Origin of the sequence: Prosthecomicrobium sp. N25 (assembly GCF_037203705.1) — a bacterium.
Lineage (GTDB): Bacteria > Pseudomonadota > Alphaproteobacteria > Rhizobiales > Ancalomicrobiaceae > Prosthecodimorpha.
Genome location: NZ_JBBCAT010000001.1, coordinates 666,189 through 682,594 on the forward strand (window position 1 = coordinate 666,189; position 16,406 = coordinate 682,594).

At 68.6% G+C, this 16,406-nt stretch carries 14 protein-coding genes; 8 read left to right on the plus strand and 6 right to left on the minus strand.

Annotated elements, in window-relative coordinates; translation table 11 throughout:
• Nucleotides 1-120: 120 nt before the first annotated feature.
• From WBG79_RS03090 to WBG79_RS03110, 5 genes are all read right to left on the minus strand, one after another.
• Nucleotides 121-522 carry a PTS sugar transporter subunit IIA gene (locus WBG79_RS03090; RefSeq protein ID WP_337355642.1) on the minus strand — a complete coding sequence of 134 codons (402 nt, stop codon included), beginning with the start codon at nucleotides 520-522 and terminating at the stop codon, nucleotides 121-123.
• 151 nt (nucleotides 523-673) lie between these two features.
• On the minus strand, nucleotides 674-1,114 hold the full coding sequence (locus WBG79_RS03095; protein ID WP_337355643.1) for an HPr kinase/phosphorylase: 441 nt from the start codon (nucleotides 1,112-1,114) through the stop codon (nucleotides 674-676).
• Entirely contained in the window at nucleotides 1,111-2,868 is a 1,758-nt protein-coding gene (locus WBG79_RS03100) for a sensor histidine kinase (RefSeq protein WP_337355644.1), read from the minus strand. Before WBG79_RS03100 ends, WBG79_RS03095 begins: the two co-directional genes overlap by 4 nt.
• 10 nt (nucleotides 2,869-2,878) lie before the next feature.
• Entirely contained in the window at nucleotides 2,879-3,580 is a 702-nt protein-coding gene (locus WBG79_RS03105) for a response regulator transcription factor (protein ID WP_337355645.1), read from the minus strand.
• Between the two features lie 161 nt (nucleotides 3,581-3,741).
• Nucleotides 3,742-5,169, minus strand: coding sequence for an MATE family efflux transporter (locus WBG79_RS03110; protein ID WP_337355646.1), 1,428 nt, complete (start codon nucleotides 5,167-5,169; stop codon nucleotides 3,742-3,744).
• 139 nt (nucleotides 5,170-5,308) lie between these two features.
• On the opposite strand from WBG79_RS03110, the gene WBG79_RS03115 reads away from it, so the two are divergent.
• The 4 genes from WBG79_RS03115 (at nucleotide 5,309) to WBG79_RS03130 (ending at nucleotide 10,932) form a co-directional block, all read left to right on the plus strand.
• Nucleotides 5,309-6,070, plus strand: coding sequence for a HugZ family pyridoxamine 5'-phosphate oxidase (locus tag WBG79_RS03115; protein WP_337355647.1), 762 nt, complete (start codon nucleotides 5,309-5,311; stop codon nucleotides 6,068-6,070).
• Between the two features lie 211 nt (nucleotides 6,071-6,281).
• Nucleotides 6,282-7,895 (plus strand): phosphoenolpyruvate carboxykinase, encoded by a 1,614-nt coding sequence (locus WBG79_RS03120; protein WP_337355648.1) that lies wholly within the window; start codon nucleotides 6,282-6,284, stop codon nucleotides 7,893-7,895.
• Nucleotides 7,896-8,249: 354 nt separating this feature from the next.
• On the plus strand, nucleotides 8,250-9,263 hold the full coding sequence (locus WBG79_RS03125; protein WP_337355649.1) for a cytochrome-c peroxidase: 1,014 nt from the start codon (nucleotides 8,250-8,252) through the stop codon (nucleotides 9,261-9,263).
• A gap of 10 nt (nucleotides 9,264-9,273) precedes the next feature.
• Entirely contained in the window at nucleotides 9,274-10,932 is a 1,659-nt protein-coding gene (locus tag WBG79_RS03130; RefSeq protein WP_337355650.1) for a methyl-accepting chemotaxis protein, read from the plus strand.
• 88 nt (nucleotides 10,933-11,020) lie between these two features.
• Here WBG79_RS03130 and WBG79_RS03135 read toward each other — a convergent pair whose 3' ends face one another.
• The gene (locus WBG79_RS03135; protein WP_337355651.1) at nucleotides 11,021-12,928 is read right to left on the minus strand and encodes a potassium transporter Kup; all 1,908 of its coding nucleotides are present in this window, start codon (nucleotides 12,926-12,928) and stop codon (nucleotides 11,021-11,023) included.
• A gap of 164 nt (nucleotides 12,929-13,092) precedes the next feature.
• Here WBG79_RS03135 and WBG79_RS03140 point away from each other — a divergent pair, with 164 nt between their 5' ends.
• The 4 genes from WBG79_RS03140 (at nucleotide 13,093) to WBG79_RS03155 (ending at nucleotide 16,402) form a co-directional block, all read left to right on the plus strand.
• A complete protein-coding gene (locus WBG79_RS03140) occupies nucleotides 13,093-14,625 on the plus strand; it encodes an ATP-binding protein (protein ID WP_337355652.1) in 1,533 nt (510 codons plus the stop codon).
• Nucleotides 14,622-15,314: a response regulator transcription factor gene (locus WBG79_RS03145; protein WP_337355653.1), complete on the plus strand. Its 693-nt coding sequence runs from the start codon at nucleotides 14,622-14,624 to the stop codon at nucleotides 15,312-15,314. The genes WBG79_RS03140 and WBG79_RS03145 overlap by 4 nt, the downstream gene beginning before the upstream one ends.
• A 189-nt stretch (nucleotides 15,315-15,503) precedes the next feature.
• Nucleotides 15,504-15,935 (plus strand): Hsp20 family protein, encoded by a 432-nt coding sequence (locus WBG79_RS03150; RefSeq protein ID WP_337355654.1) that lies wholly within the window; start codon nucleotides 15,504-15,506, stop codon nucleotides 15,933-15,935.
• 206 nt (nucleotides 15,936-16,141) lie between these two features.
• Nucleotides 16,142-16,402, plus strand: coding sequence for a DUF1150 domain-containing protein (locus tag WBG79_RS03155; protein ID WP_337355655.1), 261 nt, complete (start codon nucleotides 16,142-16,144; stop codon nucleotides 16,400-16,402).
• The last annotated feature ends 4 nt before the right edge of the window (nucleotides 16,403-16,406 follow it).

The window sequence follows — 16,406 nt, forward strand, 5'->3', positions numbered from 1 at the left end:
CCGGCCGGCGCGCCGGTCTTCCCGCCGGCGCGGCGATTGTAGAGAGCAAAACGCGGCAAAGTCGATAAGCGCCTGTGACTTTCGGTCACGCCCCCGGCGGCGCAGCGGACCCCGTGGCCCTCAGCCGCCCTGGAGCACCTGGCTCGCCACGTTGATGTACTTGCGCCCCGCGTCCTTGGCGTCCGACACCGCGGTGATCAGCGGCTTCTCGGCACGGACCTTGGCGAGCTTGACGAGCAGGGGCAGGTTGACGCCGGCCACCACCTCGACGGTGCCGCCGTTCATCACCGAGATCGCGAGGTTCGACGGCGTGCCGCCGAACATGTCGGTCAGGATCGCCACGCCCGAGCCGTCGTTCACGCGCTCGACGGCGTCGAGGATGTCCTGCCGCCGGCGTTCCATGTCGTCCTCCGGCCCGATGCAGATCGCCTCGATCTGCTGCTGGGGGCCGACGACATGCTCGAGCGCCTTGACGAATTCCTTGGCGAGATCCCCGTGAGTCACGAGGACGAGACCGATCATGTGGTCATGCTCCACGAGGGGTACGCCGTGCCGCGCCGGTTGGATCCGACGTCTCGGGCGTGCCCCGATCCGAGGCCGGAAAAATGGTCGCCTCCGCGGGGAAGTTCAAGCGCGAAATTTTCTCGATTTCGCAGCGCAAGAGAAGTCCCGCTCATGCCGTGGCGTCCGTGACCGCCCGGAAGGCGGCGAGCGCGGCCCGCGGATCGAGGGCCCGCAGGGTGGTCGCCCGGACCGGAACGCCGGCCACGACGGCCCTGAGCGCCGCCGGTTCAGGCAGGCGCTCCGGCCCTTCCGGGACGAGGTCGATCACGTGGCGCACGACCGCCGCCGGCTCGTGCGACGCCGCCAGGATGCCCCGGCCCCGCTCCTCCACGAGCCCCGCGATGGCGGCCGGCGCGCGCGCCACGAGCCGCCCGCCCGCCGCCTGCAGATGCACCCGGTCGTCCGCCACCAGGGCCGCATTGAGGCCGCGCGTGCGGGCGAGGTCGACCAGATCGAGGGCGAGCGTCGACTTGCCCGCCCCGGAGGCGCCGCGGATCAGCACGCCGACGGTTCCGACGATCACCACGCAGCCGTGCTCGGCCGGGGTCATGACGCCGGCAGCCGGACGATGAAGCGGGCGCCGAGCACGGTCCCGTCCTCCTCGTCGGTCCGGTTCTCGGCCGTGATGGTGCCCTGGTGGGCCTCGACGATCTGCTTGGAGATGGCGAGGCCGAGGCCGGAGTTGTTGCCGAAGCCCTCCTGCTCGGGGCGGTCGGTGTAGAAGCGCTCGAAGATCCGCTCGACCGCGTCCGGCCGGATTCCGGGCCCGTCGTCGTCGACCAGGATCTCGACCATGTCCTCGTCGCGACGGACCGTCACCCGCACCTCCGCGTCCTCCGGCGAGAACGAACGCGCGTTGTCGACCAGGTTGGTGATCACCTGGCCGAGCCGGCTGTCGTGGCCGAGGACCCGGAACGGGCGGCGCTCCGGGTCGGGATCCACCGCGAGCCGCACCGACTGCCCGCGCTTCGTCGCGATCTCGTGCTGGACCGACACCACCGCCTCGGCGAGCCGGACGATGTCGACCTGCACGGCATCCTCGCGGGCGAGCTCGGCATCGAGCCGGGAGGCGTCCGAGATGTCGGAGATCAGGCGATCGAGCCGCCGCACGTCGTGCTGGATGACCTCGAGGAGCCGCGCCCGCGAGGCGTCCGTGCGGGCGAGCGGCAGGGTCTCGACCGCGCTCCGCAGCGAGGTCAGGGGGTTCTTCAGCTCGTGCGCGACGTCGGCCGCGAAATGCTCGATGGCGTCGAGACGCAGGTAGAGGGCGTTGGTCATGTCGCGGAAGGCGCGCGACAGGTGCCCGATCTCGTCCTCGCGGTCGGAAAAGTCCGGGATCTCCTCGCGCGCCTTGACGGAGCGCCGCACCCGGTCGGCCGCCGCCGCCAGGCGCCGGACCGGCCCCGCGATCGTCCCGGCGAGCAGCACCGACAGCAGGATCGTCACCCCGGCCGCCACCAGGAAGACCCGGATGATGGCGAGCCGCTCGGCGCGCACGATCGCGTCGATGTCGCCGCCCTGGGTGGAGAGGAGGAGGCTGCCGAACACCGTCCGCCCGCGCTGCACCGGCACCGCCACCGAGACGATGAGCTCGCCCCGCTCCGTCCGCCGCACGATCGATGCCGAGGCGCCCGTCAGCGCCTGGGCGACCTCCGGATAGTCCTTGCCGCCGGTCACCCCGTATTCCTTGTAGAGCGGCAGCTGGCGCCCGCTCATCCAGGCGGAGACCACCTCGGCGAAGCGGTCGAACCAGCGCACCTGGTCGGGCTGGTCCTCCGGCGACTGGCTCGGGGCGAAATCGCCGCGGCGGTAGAGGGCGCGCGAGTCGATGACCAGGAAGCCGTCCCGGTCGTAGATGCGGGCCCGCGTCTTGGTCGGCGACACGAGCCGCCGCAACACCGGCGCCACCCGCTCGGGGTTGATGGGGAAGTCCAGCGCCGCGAGGGCGTCGTCCGGGGGCGCCTCGGCCGGGTCCTGGCGCAGGAGCTCGTCGGGGTCGAGCGTGATCTGGTCGGTGTTGACGGTCGCCGACGCGGCGATCGCCGCCGCGATGATCTCGCCCTGCGTCATCAGGCTTTCGAGCCGGGCGTCGATCAGCCCGGCCCGGAACTGGTTCAGATAGAGGATGCCGGACAGGAGCGCGATCAGGGCGAAGAGGTTGAGGATGACGATGCGGCGGGTGAGGCTCGAGAAGATCGCTGTCCCGGCGTTGCGCCAGGCCCGCAGGATCCCCGCCCGCCAGGGACGCTTCCGCTTCTGCGCCCCGCGCGACTTGCCCGGTCGGACCTCGACCCGTTGATCCATGCCCGTCCGCTCAGGCCTCCTTGAAGCGGTAGCCCACGCCGTACAGCGTCTCGATCATCTCGAAGTCGTCGTCGACCGCCTTGAACTTCTTGCGCAGCCGCTTGATGTGGCTGTCGATCGTGCGGTCGTCCACGTAGACCTGGTCGTCGTAGGCCGCATCCATCAGGGCGTTGCGGCTCTTCACGACGCCGGGCCGCTGGGCGAGCGCGTAAAGGATCAGGAACTCGGTGACGGTCAGCGTCACCGGCTCCCCCTTCCAGGTGCAGGTGTGCCGCTCCTGGTCCATGGAGAGCTGCCCCCGCTCCAGGATCTTGGCCTGGTCGGTCGGCTTCACCGCCCCTTCCAGCCGGGGCGAGGCGCGCCGGAGCACGGCCTTGACGCGCTCGACCAGCAGCCGCTGCGAGAACGGCTTCCGGATGAAATCGTCGGCGCCCATCTTCAGGCCGAAGAGCTCGTCGATCTCGTCGTCCTTGGAGGTCAGGAAGATGACCGGCAGTTCCGACTTCTGCCGGAAGCGGCGCAGGAGCTCCATGCCGTCCATGCGCGGCATCTTGATGTCGAAGATGGCGAGGTCCGGTGGATTGGCCCTGAGGCCGTCGAGCGCGGAGGCGCCGTCCGTATAGGTCTGCACCCGATAGCCTTCCGCCTCGAGCGCGATGGAGACGGACGTCAGGATGTTCCGATCGTCGTCGACCAGAGCGATGGTGGGCATCGTCGATCTGTCCTCGTTCTTCTTGCCGGAGTGCGACGGGACGTGGCGCTCCGTACCGGCATTCGCGTGCGGCGACCCGTGTCGAACCGCGCGAATACGATCAAATCATGACGCGGGACCATACCCGACACGCGCCGCGCCGCCAAATCGCCCGCGCCGTCTCACGCCAGCCGCGCCAGCCGGCCGCGCGACACCCGGCTGAAGCGCGGCAGCAGGAAGGCGAGCGACGCGATCGTCCCGGCCAGGATTCCGCCGAGTAGGCCGACCGGACCCAACCCGAGCGCCGCCGAGAAGATCCACGCCACCGGCACGGCCACGATCCAGAAGGCGGACGCCTGCATGAGGGTCGGCACCCAGACGTCGCCGGTCCCCCGGAGCGCCCCCATGGCGACGCCCATCGCGGCGTCGAGCGACAGGAAGGTGGCGGCCACCAGGAAGGTCTGTCGCGTGATCGCCAGCACGGCCGGATCGTCCGTGTAGATGCGCGCGATCGCGTCCGGGACGGTCGCGAACAGGGCCGAGAAGGGCAGGGCCACCAGGGCGCCGAGCCCGATCCCCGTCCAGCCCGCCCGCGGCACGTCGGCCCGCGCCCCGGCGCCGACCGCCCGGCCGACCCGGATCGCCGTCGCGCCCCCCATCCCGACCGCGCCCATGAAGATGAGGCTGACGAGCGTCATGGTGATCTGGTGCGCGGCGAGCGCGGTGGTGCCGAGGAGGCCCGCGATGAAGACGATCGTCGCGAAGGCGGCGCTCTCGACGCCCTGCGCGAGGCCCATCGGAAGCCCGATCGCGCGCAGCCGGCGGCCAGCCTCCCCGCCGAGCGTCCCGGCCTCCGCCGCCCAGACCCGGGCCGGCACGATCAGCCGGCGCGGATCGCCCTTGCGGATCTCGTCCGCCAGGAGGAATCCGAGCGCCGCCAGGAACGAAGCCCAGCGCAGCACGGACGACACCGCGACCGCCCCGACCGCCCCCTTCGCCTCCACGAAGCCGCCCCAGCCGAGCGCCACGACCCCGTTCAGGGGGATGTTGAGGAGGTTGACGGCGATCAGGATCAGCATGCCGACCCGCGCCCGTCCGGTCGCCTCCAGGAAGAGGCTCGTCGCCGTGAAGGCCAGCATGCCCGGGATGCCGAACGCGAAGGCGGTGGTCACCCGCGCGGCCCCGGCCGCGAGCCCGGGCGCCTGCCCGGTCGCGAGAAAGAAGGCTTCCGAGAAGACCGACGCGGTCAGCACCAGGAACCCGAGGCCGAGCGCGTGCAGGAGGCCCGCCCGGAAGATCCGGCCGGTCCCCGTCGCGTCTCCCGCCCCCTGCGCCTGCGCGGTCATCACCACGACCGACTGCAGGGCCCCGATCGCCACCAGCATCAGCACCAGTTGCGGGGCGACGCCGAGCCCCATGAAGGCCAGCTGCTCGGCCCCCGCCCAGCCCGACATGATCGTGTCGACGACGAACATGATGAGGATCAGCGTGCGCGCCGCGATGATCGGCAACGCCAGGGTGACGGTCTCCTTGAGGTGCCGTGCCAGGGGCTGCGCCGGGGCCGGCGGCGCGGCCGCGCCGGCGGCGGTTTGGACGGGGACGATGCGCATGGTCTCCTGCCGGTTGGGTCCGGGGCCCTACGGATGTCGACCCGGCCCGGAAGGCGCTTGCATATAGACGATCGGCCGGCGCTTGCCCATGTCTTGGGCAGAGGATCAGCCCCACAGTCCGGGAGAGGGACCCCGCCCCATGACAGACAAGCCTGCCTTCTCGCCGGTGGCCGCCAGCCGCCGGCTCGTCCGCGAGGCCCGCGCGGCCGCGCTCGCGACCCTGACGTCGGGGACCGGCGCGCCCTTCGTCAGCCTCGTCACGGTCGCGACCGATACCGACGGCTCGCCGGTCCTGCTCCTCTCCGACCTCGCCGCCCATACCCGCAACCTCAAGTCCGACCCGCGCGCCTCGCTCCTCTTCGACGAGCGCGCGCCCGGCGCCGCCGCCTCCGGCGATCCGCTGACCGGCGCGCGCGTCACCCTGGCCGGCCGCCTCGAGCGCCTGGCCGAAGACGCGGTGCCGCGCCGCCGCTTCCTCGCGAAGCAGCCCGATGCCGCCGGCTACGCGACCTTCCGCGACTTCGCCTTCTACCGCCTGGTCGTCGAGGTCGGGCACCTCGTCGCCGGCTTCGGCCGCATCAACGACCTGAAGGCCTCCGACCTCCTGCTCGACCTCTCCGACGCCGGCGAGATCGTCGAGGGCGAGGCGGGCATCGTCGAGCACCTCAACGAGGACCACGCCGACACGCTCCGCCTCTATGCGACCCGTCTCCTCGGTGCGCCCGACGCGGCGTGGCGTGCGACCGGCTGCGATCCCGAGGGGCTCGACCTCGCCGCCGCCACGCCGGCCGGGGACATGACCCGCCGGCTGGTTTTTCCGGCCCCGGTGCGACATTCCGGACCGCTTCGTGCAACATTGAAGCATCTTGCGGATATGGCGCGCGGTTCTGAAGGTAACTAAAACGATTGAAAGTCGTACTCGTCCCTATCGACTTTCTTCTGCCTTGTTATTATGTCCTCACGTCAGTAACGTCAGGTCAGAACGGCGGCTCGAGTCCAGTATAAGACTGCGTCAAGGGCAATCGTCATGGCATGTCGTCGCAGAAACTTATTGCAGGCCGCCCCGGCCGTCTTAACCATGACGGCGGGGGGCGAGGCGGAGGAGTTCCCAAGTGAAACAGACCGGGACTTGGAATGAAGCGCAGGGCCTCGACGTCGTCGGCCTGAGGACCGCCGGGCAGGTGTTCTGGAACCTGTCTGAGCCGGAACTCTACGAGGAGGCGATCCGCCGCAACGAGGCCAAGATCGCCGCCGGCGGCGCGCTCGTCGCCTATACGGGCCAGCACACCGGCCGCTCGCCCAACGACAAGTTCATCGTCTGCGATGCGCTCACCGAGAACACCGTCTGGTGGGACAACAACAAGAAGTTCACGCCCGCCCAGTTCGAGCTTCTCTACCAGGACTTCGTTCGGCACGCCGAATCCATGGACCTCTTCGTCCAGGATCTCGAGGGCGGCGCCGACCCGAAGTACCGCCTGCCCGCCCGCGTGGTCACCGAATACGCGTGGCACTCCCTGTTCATCCGCCACATGCTGCGCCGCCCCGAGCGCGCCGCGCTCCGCCACTACGTGCCGGAGATGACCATCATCGACCTGCCGAGCTTCAAGGCCGACCCGGCCCGCCACGGCACGCGCACCGAGACGGTCATCGCCTGCGACTTCTCCCGCAAGATCGTGCTGATCGGCGGCTCGTCCTATGCGGGCGAGATGAAGAAGTCCGTCTTCACGATGCTGAACTTCCTGCTGCCCGCCCAGAACGTCATGCCGATGCACTGCTCGGCGAACGTCGGCGACGCCGGGGACGTGGCGATCTTCTTCGGCCTGTCCGGCACCGGCAAGACGACCCTCTCGGCCGATCCGACCCGGACCCTCCTCGGCGACGACGAGCACGGCTGGAGCGAGGACGGCGTCTTCAACTTCGAGGGCGGCTGCTACGCCAAGACCATCCGCCTGTCGCGCGAGGCCGAGCCCGAGATCTACGCCACCACCGAGCGCTTCGGCAGTGTGCTCGAGAACGTGCCGCTCGACCCCGCGACCCGCGTCCCGGATTTCGACGACGGCTCGCTGACCGAGAACACCCGCGTCGCCTACCCGCTCCACTTCATCCCGAACGCCTCGGCGACCGGGCGGGCCGGCATGCCGAAGAACATCATCATGCTGACGGCCGACGCCTTCGGGGTGATGCCGCCGATCGCCCGGCTCTCCCCCGAGCAGGCCATGTACCACTTCCTGTCCGGCTATACCGCCAAGGTCGCCGGCACCGAGAAGGGCGTGACCGAGCCGCAGGCGACCTTCTCGACCTGCTTCGGCGCCCCCTTCATGCCCCGTCATCCCGCCGAATACGGCGCCCTCCTGAAGCGCCTCATCGCCGAGCACGGCGTCGATTGCTGGCTGGTCAACACCGGTTGGACCGGCGGCGCCTACGGCACCGGCCGCCGCATGCCGATCAAGGTCACGCGCCGGCTGCTTGGCGCCGCCCTCGACGGCTCGCTCAAGACGGCCCGCTTCTACCGCGACCGCTACTTCGGCTTCGAAGTCCCGACCCAGGTCGCCGGCGTCGAGCCGCACGTCCTCTATCCGTCCAAGACCTGGGCCGACAAGCTCGGCTTCGAGCGCCAGGCCGCGAAGCTGGTCGACATGTTCGTCAAGAACTTCGAGAAGTTCGAGAAGCACGTGGACGGGGGTATCCGTGACGCGGCCCCGCGGATCAGGGACGCGGCGGAGTGAGGGCGCTGTTCTCTACTCGGCTCACGAAGTGGAGAATGCTCCCCCTTCTGTCATTGCCGGGCTCGACCCGGCAATCGAGACGGTCGGCTCCGGCTCCGTTGCCTGGATACTCGGGCCGAGCCTGGGCATGACCGAAGCGCTTCCCGGTCGAGTATCGGCCTGATTCGAGACTGGAGATTTGAGCGGGCCGTGCCGAGAGGCGCGGCCCGTTCGTCGTCTGGAGGGGCCGCAATCTCATACGACGAATAACTCCAGGTCATGCTCTCAATGAACGGGTGCAGGGAGTCGGAGAGTTTACTCATCTTTTATCGAATAAAATGAATTGTACTCATGGGACTCTGATAGGGGATTGCCATGGGATCTATAAGCTTTCATATCATCAAAATCGGTATTTTCGTTTTGATGACATTACAGGCAACTGTAATGTCGGAGGCCGCCGAACCCGCGAAATCGGCCTATAAACGACCTTCCGAGATCCCGTTTCCGATCGATAACCCTTACACGGCCGAGAAGGCGGCGCTCGGCAAGGCGCTATACTTCGAACCGCGCCTCTCCGGCGCCGAGAACATGACCTGCGCCTCCTGTCATAATCCCTCTTTCGGATGGGAAGTGCCCGTCAAGACTGCGGTCGGCGCACAGAACACGCGTCTCGGCCGGCAGGCGCCGACTGTGCTCAACATCGCCTGGGTGCATCCGCTGTTCTGGGACGGCCGTGCGAAGACAGCCGAGGACCAGGCCAAGGGACCGATCGAGGCGGCCGTCGAGATGAACCTGCCCCTTCCGGAGGCGGTGAAACGGCTCTCGGCAATCCCCAGCTACAAGGCGGCCTTCGACCGGGTGTTCCCCGGACAGGGGGTCACCCCGGACACGATCGTCAAAGCGATCGCCACCTTCGAGCGCACCGTCGTGGCGAGCTATGCCCCGTTCGATGCCTGGGTCGAAGGGGACGAGAAGGCAATCTCGCCGGCCGCGAAGCGCGGCTTCGACCTGTTCGTGGGCAAGGCCGGCTGCGCCCCCTGCCACACCGGCTGGAACTTCACCGACAACAAGTTCCACGACATCGGCACGACATCGACCGACGTCGGGCGGATCGCGTTCGAGCCGAACAATCCGAAGGCGCAGTTCGCCTTCAAGACACCGAGCCTGAGGGACATCGGCCAGCGCGCGCCCTACATGCACGACGGCTCGATCGAGACGCTCGAGGAGGCCTTGATGCACTATGTCCAAGGCGGCATCGACCGTCCGTCGCGGTCGCCCCTGATGCGGCCCGTCGCCCTCGACGCCTCCGAAATCGATGACCTGATCGCGTTTCTCCGGTCACTGACCGGATCGAAGCAGATCGTGACCCTTCCCGTCCTGCCCAACTGAGGAGGCCGCCATGCGTATCTTCCATCGCATCCTGGTCGCCTTCGCTCTCGTCATCGGGATCGGCATCGCGCAGAGCGCGATCACGATCTCGAAGGTGCGGACGCTCGATGACGATCTCCCCTCCGCCACCCGTCTGCCCATGCAGCAGGTCGGTGGCGCCAGGCAGGCGCAGACCTCCTTCGGCGCCGCCAAGGCCGTCCTCGCGGAGGTGGCCCGCGCCGTTTCGATCGAGCCGATGAGCGGTCTCGCCCGATCCTTCGAGGAACATGCGGCGCGCCTCGACGCCGCCCTGGCCCTTCTCGATGTCGGCGAGACGGCTTCCGAAACGGCCGAGAAGGTCCGCCGCTCCAGGACCCTGGTCTCGGAATGGACCGCGAAGGCCCTCGTGCTCGTTCGCAACGAACCGGCGCGGGGTGTTCCGGCGCCCCATGTGATGGAGAGCCTCGATACCCGCATCGAAGCCGAGCTGGACGCCCTGATCGCGAGCGTGCAGGCCAACGCGGAGACCGCGCGAGCCACCATCGAGTCCGAGGCGGCGTCGGTCCTTTTGTGGTCGCTCGCCTGCGCCGTCGTGGCGACGATGGCCGGTCTCGCCCTCGCCATCGCTTCCGCCCTGTCCCTGACCCGTCCCATGCGCCGCCTGGAAGCCGAGATGAACCGGATCGCGGGGGGCGATCTCGACGTGGTGATCGGTGATCGCGACCGGCGCGACGAGATCGGCTCGATGGCTCGGGCACTCGAGGTCTTCCGGGCGAACGCCGTCGAGGCGGCCCGCCTGATCCATGAGCGTCGCGCCCTCGACGCCGTGGCCTCGCAGGAAAAGCAGCAACTCGCCGCGAACATCGCCGACCAGTTCGGAACCCGGGTCGGCGACGTCATCCGAGAGGTGGAGGAAACCCTGCGGGATCTCAAGTCCTCGGCCGCCGGCATGGCCGAGACGGCTCGCGGTACCCGGAGCAAGGTCGGCGACGCGGTGCGCGAGGCTTCGACGGCCTCCACCAGCGTAACCGCCGTCGTCGCCTCCTCGAACGAGATGGCGACGTCCGCCGCCACGGTCGCCGACCGCAGCCTGCATACGAACCAGCTCGTGCGCAACGCCACCGATGTCGTGACCAGTTCGGAACAGGCCACCAACGTCCTCGTCCAGACCTCGTCCCGAATCGGCGAGATGGCCGGTCTGATCGGAGACATCGCCGACCAGACCAACCTGCTCGCCCTCAACGCGACCATCGAGGCAGCCCGCGCCGGCGAGGCCGGCCGCGGCTTCGCGGTCGTTGCGGCCGAGGTGAAACAGTTGGCGGACCAAACCCGCAAGGCCACGGAGTCGATCGGCGGCAGCATCACCCAGGTCAGGACCTCGACGCAGGACGTCGTCCGCGTGATCGGGGAACTGCGCGCGGCGATCGGCTCGATGGGGACGGCGTCCGAACAGGTCGCCGGGACGATGTCCGGGCAGCAGACGGCGGCCCGCGAGATCGCTTCGAGCATCAATCGCGCCTCTCAGGCGACCGAGAACGTGCGGCAGACGCTCATCGGCGTCGACGGCATATTCGACCAGGTCACGTCCGGCTCTATCGGGATCGTCGACCGGGTCTCGGCGCTCGATGGCCGCGTGATGCAGTTGAAGTCCGAAGCGGACACGTTCCTGAGGCAGGTCCGTATGGGTTGAGACGGGTCGTGGGGGCTTCTCGGAGAGAACCCGGATATGGGCCGCGCCGAAGGGTGCGGTCCGTTTTGATTGTTCTCCCGCAGGCGACTCACACGTTGACCTGCGCCCCGATCTCGACGACGCGGCCGGCCGGGATTCGGTAGTAGTCGGTCGCACCGGCCGAGTTCCGGGCGAGGTAGATGAAGAGCCGGGTCTGCCAGACAGGCATGCTGCTCGTCTCGGCCAGCCGGAACGACCGCCTCGAAACCAGGAACGAGGTGGACATGATGTCGAACTTCCACCCGAGTTTCCGGCAGAGGCCGAGACCGCGCGGGACGTTCGGCTCCTCCATGTAGCCGAACGTCATGATCACGCGCCGGAACCGCGGCGTGATCTCTTCCATGACGATGCGCTCCGCGTCGGCGACGCGCGGCACGTCCGCCGTCGCGATCGTGAGGATGACGTTCGACTCGTGCAAGCTCTTGAAATGCTTGAGGCTGTGCAGCAGGGCAAGCGGTGCGTAGTCCGGCTGTGCGGTCAGGAAGATCGCGGTCCCGGGCACGGTCACGGGCGGCCGGCGCTCCAATTGGGGCAGGAGACTCGAGAGCAGGATCTCGCTCTCCCGGTCCTTCAGGGCGAGGAGGCGGGTGCCCCTGACCCAGGTCAGCATGATCGAGACGATCGCGCCCGCGACGAGCAGCGGCACGTAGCCGCCTTCCAGCAGCTTCATGAGATTGGCCCCTAGGAAAACCAGTTCGATCCCGAGGAAGGGCAGCGTCAGCGCCAGCGCGAACGGCAGCGGCCATTGCCAGACGCGATGCACCACGACGGTGAGGAGGAGTGCGGTCACCACCATCGTTCCGGTGACCGCGATTCCGTAGGCGTGCGCGAGCCCGGATGACGAGCCGAAGGCGACGACCAGGACCAGCACGCCGACGAGCAGGAGCCCGTTGACGCCCGGCATGTAGATCTGACCCTCCTGTTCGGCGGAAGTGTGCAGCATGCGCATGCGCGGCAGGAGGCGGAGCTGGATCGCCTGCCGGGTCAGCGAGTAGGCGCCCGTGATGACGGCCTGACTCGCGATGATGGTCGCCATGGTGGCGAGCACCACGACCGGCGCGAGGGCCCAGTCGGGATAGAGAAGGAAGAACGGGTTATCGAGCGTGGCAGGCGTGTGGAGCACCAGGGCTCCCTGCCCGAGATAGTTGAGCGCCAGCGCCGGAAAAGCCACGAAGAGCCATGCGAACTGGATCGGCCGACGTCCGAAGTGTCCGAGGTCGGCGTAGAGGGCCTCGGCGCCGGTGACCGCCAGGAACACGGCCCCCAGCGCCGCGAGCGCGACCGAGCCGTTGTCCAGGCAGAAACGCACCCCGTACAGGGGGTTGGCGGCGAGGAGAATGCCCGGGTCGTCCGAGATATGGATCAGCCCGCCGATCGCCATCACGACGAACCAGACGAGCGTGATCGGCCCGAACCAGGCCGAGACGGCCGCCGTCCCCCGACTCTGCACGAGAAAGAGCGCGACGATGATCGTGATCGTGATCGGCAGCACGTAGGGGTCGAAGCGCGGGGTCACGAGCTTCAGCCCCTCGACAGCTGAGAGAACCGAGATGGCCGGCGTCAGGATGGCGTCGCCGTAGAAGAGGGCGCCGCCGAACGCGCCGAGGATCAGGATCACCGGGACCGATCGCCCGAGCGCCCGCTGGGCGAGGGCGAGCAGCGACAGGGTCCCGCCCTCGCCCTGGTTTTCGGCCCGGAGCAGGATCACGACGTACTTCAAGGTCACGATCACGACCAGCGCCCAGAGGATCAGGGAAACGACGCCGAGGACGTCGGCGCGATCGACCACCGCCCCATCGCCCCCGTGGGATCGGCTCGCGACCGTCATCGCTTCTCTGAAGGCGTAGAGCGGCGAGGTCCCGATATCGCCGTAGACGACGCCGATCGAACCGAGCGCCAGGGTCCAGAACCCGCTCCTGCCGGCGCCGTGACCGGTTGCGGAAATGAAGGCTGCCATGTCCGATCGACCTCGCTTCGGAGTGCCAGGCCCCTTCGCGAGGCCCGATGTCGGCGGCAGCCTGCCCATCTCCACATAAGGAAGCGATGCGGCGTCACGGGGCCATGCATAAAGATCGCGTAAAGAGGATGGACAGCGGCCCGACCGCGGCACAGAAATCGAGAATGAAAGTCGGTGTGCCGCTACTGCAAGAAACCGGCATGAAACTGTCGCGATGGCCGCGTCCCCCGGGGCTCGTCACGTCGGCCCTCGTGATCGCCGCGGCCGTACTCATGGCACGAGGCCTCGAGACCGTCCTGCCGCCTGCGACGCGCGCTCCGCTTTTCCTCGTCGCGGTCTTGGTCGTATCGGTCCGCTACGGCGTCTGGATGGGCATCGGCGCAGCTTCGGCGGCCTTCCTCGCCTACAACTTCTTCCTGATTGAACCGCGCTACACGTTCCGCGTCGCGCGCTTCGACGACATCGCGACCTTGACCGTTCTGCTCATCGCCGCCTCGACGACGGGGCTTCTCGCCGGGCGCCTGAAGGACGTGGCCGACGTGGCTCGCTCGCGAGCCTGGATGCTGGAGCAACTCGCCGAAGTGTCGCGCAGGTTGGGTCTCGCTGCGGATCGCGACTCCGTCGAGGCGGTCATGGTGGACCATCTCGCCGCTATCGACGGTGGCGACGCCGTGCTGCTCGTCCAAGAAGGCGGGCGGCTCGTCGTGAAGCGCGCACATCCCCCGAAGCTCGAACTCGGCCCACAGGACCTTCAGGCCGCGGAGCAAGCCGTCCGCCGTCGGATCGTCGTGATCGGGGCAGCGCCGGGCGAGGAGGGCAGCGGCTTCACCTTCCACCCCCTGACCGAAGGTGGCGCCGTCGTCGGCCGTCGGCGCGGAGCCATGCCGCCGCGTGTCAGAGCGCACGGCGATGCGCTGGCAGAAACCATCTTGCGACAGGGCCAGGCCGCCCTGGAGCGGCTCCGGCTCGCCCGCAACGCAGAGGAAGCCGGCATCAAGGCGGAGCGTGAGGCCCTGAGGGCCGCCCTTCTGTCCTCGCTCTCCCATGATCTTCGCACGCCGTTGGCCGCGATCCTGGGTGGCGTATCCAGTCTGAGGGAGTTCGGCGCAGAACTCGGCGCGGAAGCGCGGGCCGATCTTCTTCTCGGGGTGGAGGAGGAAACCCTTCGGCTGTCGCGCTATGTGGACAACCTCCTGCACCTGACGCGGCTCAAGGCCGGCGTGGAGCTTCGGCTGGACTGGGTCGATCCCAACGATCCGGTCCACGGGGCCGTCGAGCGCGCGCGCAGGGCATACCCGGGCCGCCCGATCGGCGTCGAACTCTCCGATTCGCGCGCCCTGATCCGGGCGGACGCGGTTCTCCTGGAGCAGGCCGTGTTCAACCTCGTCGACAATGCCGTGAAGTTCTCGGGCTCGGAGTCCCGCGTCTGCGTCAGTGTCGTCTCCGGGCCGGACGCGATCGTGGTCGATGTTTCGAATGAAGGACCGGGCATACCGGCGGACAAGCTCGCCCGGCTGTTCGAGCCGTTCGAGAGGAAGCGGGACGAGCGGGCCGACGGAGCCGGTCTCGGGCTTGCGATCACGGCAGGCATCGTGCAGGCGCTGGGCGGCACGATCAGCGCCGAAAGCCCGATCGCCGACGGAGGCGGCACCCGCATGACCGTGGTCCTGCCGATCGCGAAGCGGACGCCGGCATGAAGCAGCCCCCGACGATCCTCGTCGTCGACGACGAGCCCCAGATCCGGCGGTTCCTGCGCTACTCGCTCGAGGCCTCCGGGTATGCCGTCTCGCTCGCCGACTGCGGGGCCGCGGCGCTCAGGTTGGTCGCGGCCGGGGCGCCCGATCTGATGATCCTCGACCTCGGCCTGCCGGACCTCGACGGCAAGGTCGTGCTCGGCCAGGTCCGCCAGACGTCGGACATGCCGGTGATCGTTCTGTCCGCTCGAGCGGACGAAGACGAAAAGATCACCGCCCTCGACCTCGGCGCCGACGACTATGTCGCCAAGCCGTTCGGCATCCGGGAACTGCTCGCGAGGATTCGGGCCAACCTGAAACCGCAGCGGTCGACCGCGGGATCCCAGGAGCGTCTGACGCTCGGCGATCTCGTGATCGACATCGCGGCGCATAGGGTGGATCGGGGCGGGGAACCCATCCGCTTGACGCCGAAGGAATTCAGCCTGCTCGTCCTGCTCGCCGCGAACGCCGGACGCGTGCTCACCCATCGCCAGATCCTGATGCAGGTCTGGGGGGCCGCGCATGTCGAGGATGTCGCCTACCTGCGTGTCTTCATCGGCCAGCTGCGCCAAAAGATCCGGGACAATTCGGGCGGCCCCCGCCTCATCGTCACCGAGCCCGGGGTCGGATACCGGGCGATCGCCGACCGGTGAGCGGCCCCCGAACCTGCCTCGGCAGCCCGGTCCCGGCCGAGGTGCCGGGATCGGGCCGGAGGGCTGTGGCGGGGCGACTTGAAGCGTCCGTGCCATCCTCCCATATTGGTCGTTGCGGGCCTTGAGGTCCGCCCGGATGCCGACAGGGTCCGGTCGTACGTTCGGGTCGCTTTCTGGAGGACCTCGACCATGTCCCGTCTCACGGGCTTCTCTAGCCCGTTCCTGCTCGGTTTCGACGAGATCGAGCGCGTTCTCGACCGAGTTTCCAAGGCCGCCAACGACGGCTATCCGCCCTACAACATCGAGCGGATCATTCGCCCGGACGATCGGGGCGACGTCCTGCGGATCACCCTCGCGGTCGCCGGCTTCACCCGCGACCAGCTGGAGGTGACTCTGGAGGAGAAGCAGCTCGTCATCCGCGGCCGCCAGCAGGAAGACGACCGCGACCGCCACTTCCTGCATCGCGGCATCGCCGCGCGCCAGTTCCAGCGCAGCTTCGTGCTCGCCGAGGGCATCGAGGTGATCGGCGCGGAACTGAAGGACGGCCTGCTCGCCATCGACCTCGCCCGCCCCGAGCCCGAACGGATCATCCGCCGCATCGACATCGCGACGGCGGATTGATCGAACCCGGGACCGCACGAACGCGTTGGCCTCCCGAGGAGATCCGAGACGAACGACCGGCAGGGCCCGCGCCCAGGCGGAACGGGGATTGCATGCCGATCGAAGGACGACCCGGGACGCAGTCCGCCCCGGTTGCGCAAAGGACCGGCAGCTCGCCCTACGGTTGGTCGGGCGGCCGGATTGAGTGGACCACGAGGAGTGTACCCATGCCCCTGTCTCCCGCCCCCAAGACCGTGATGGCGCCGATCGAGTTCGCCCACCTGGGCGAAGGCGAGGTGGCCTATGTCCGCGAACTGATGTCCGAGGACGTCCAGGGCCTATTCCCCAATGCCCCGGAGATCCAGCCCGGCATCCGGCTCTGGGCCCTGATCAACGCCAACGGCGCACCGATCATGATCGCCGACTCCAGGGAAGTCGCGTTCGCCAGTGCGCTCGAGCACGAACTGACCACCCTCAGCCTGCACTGATTTG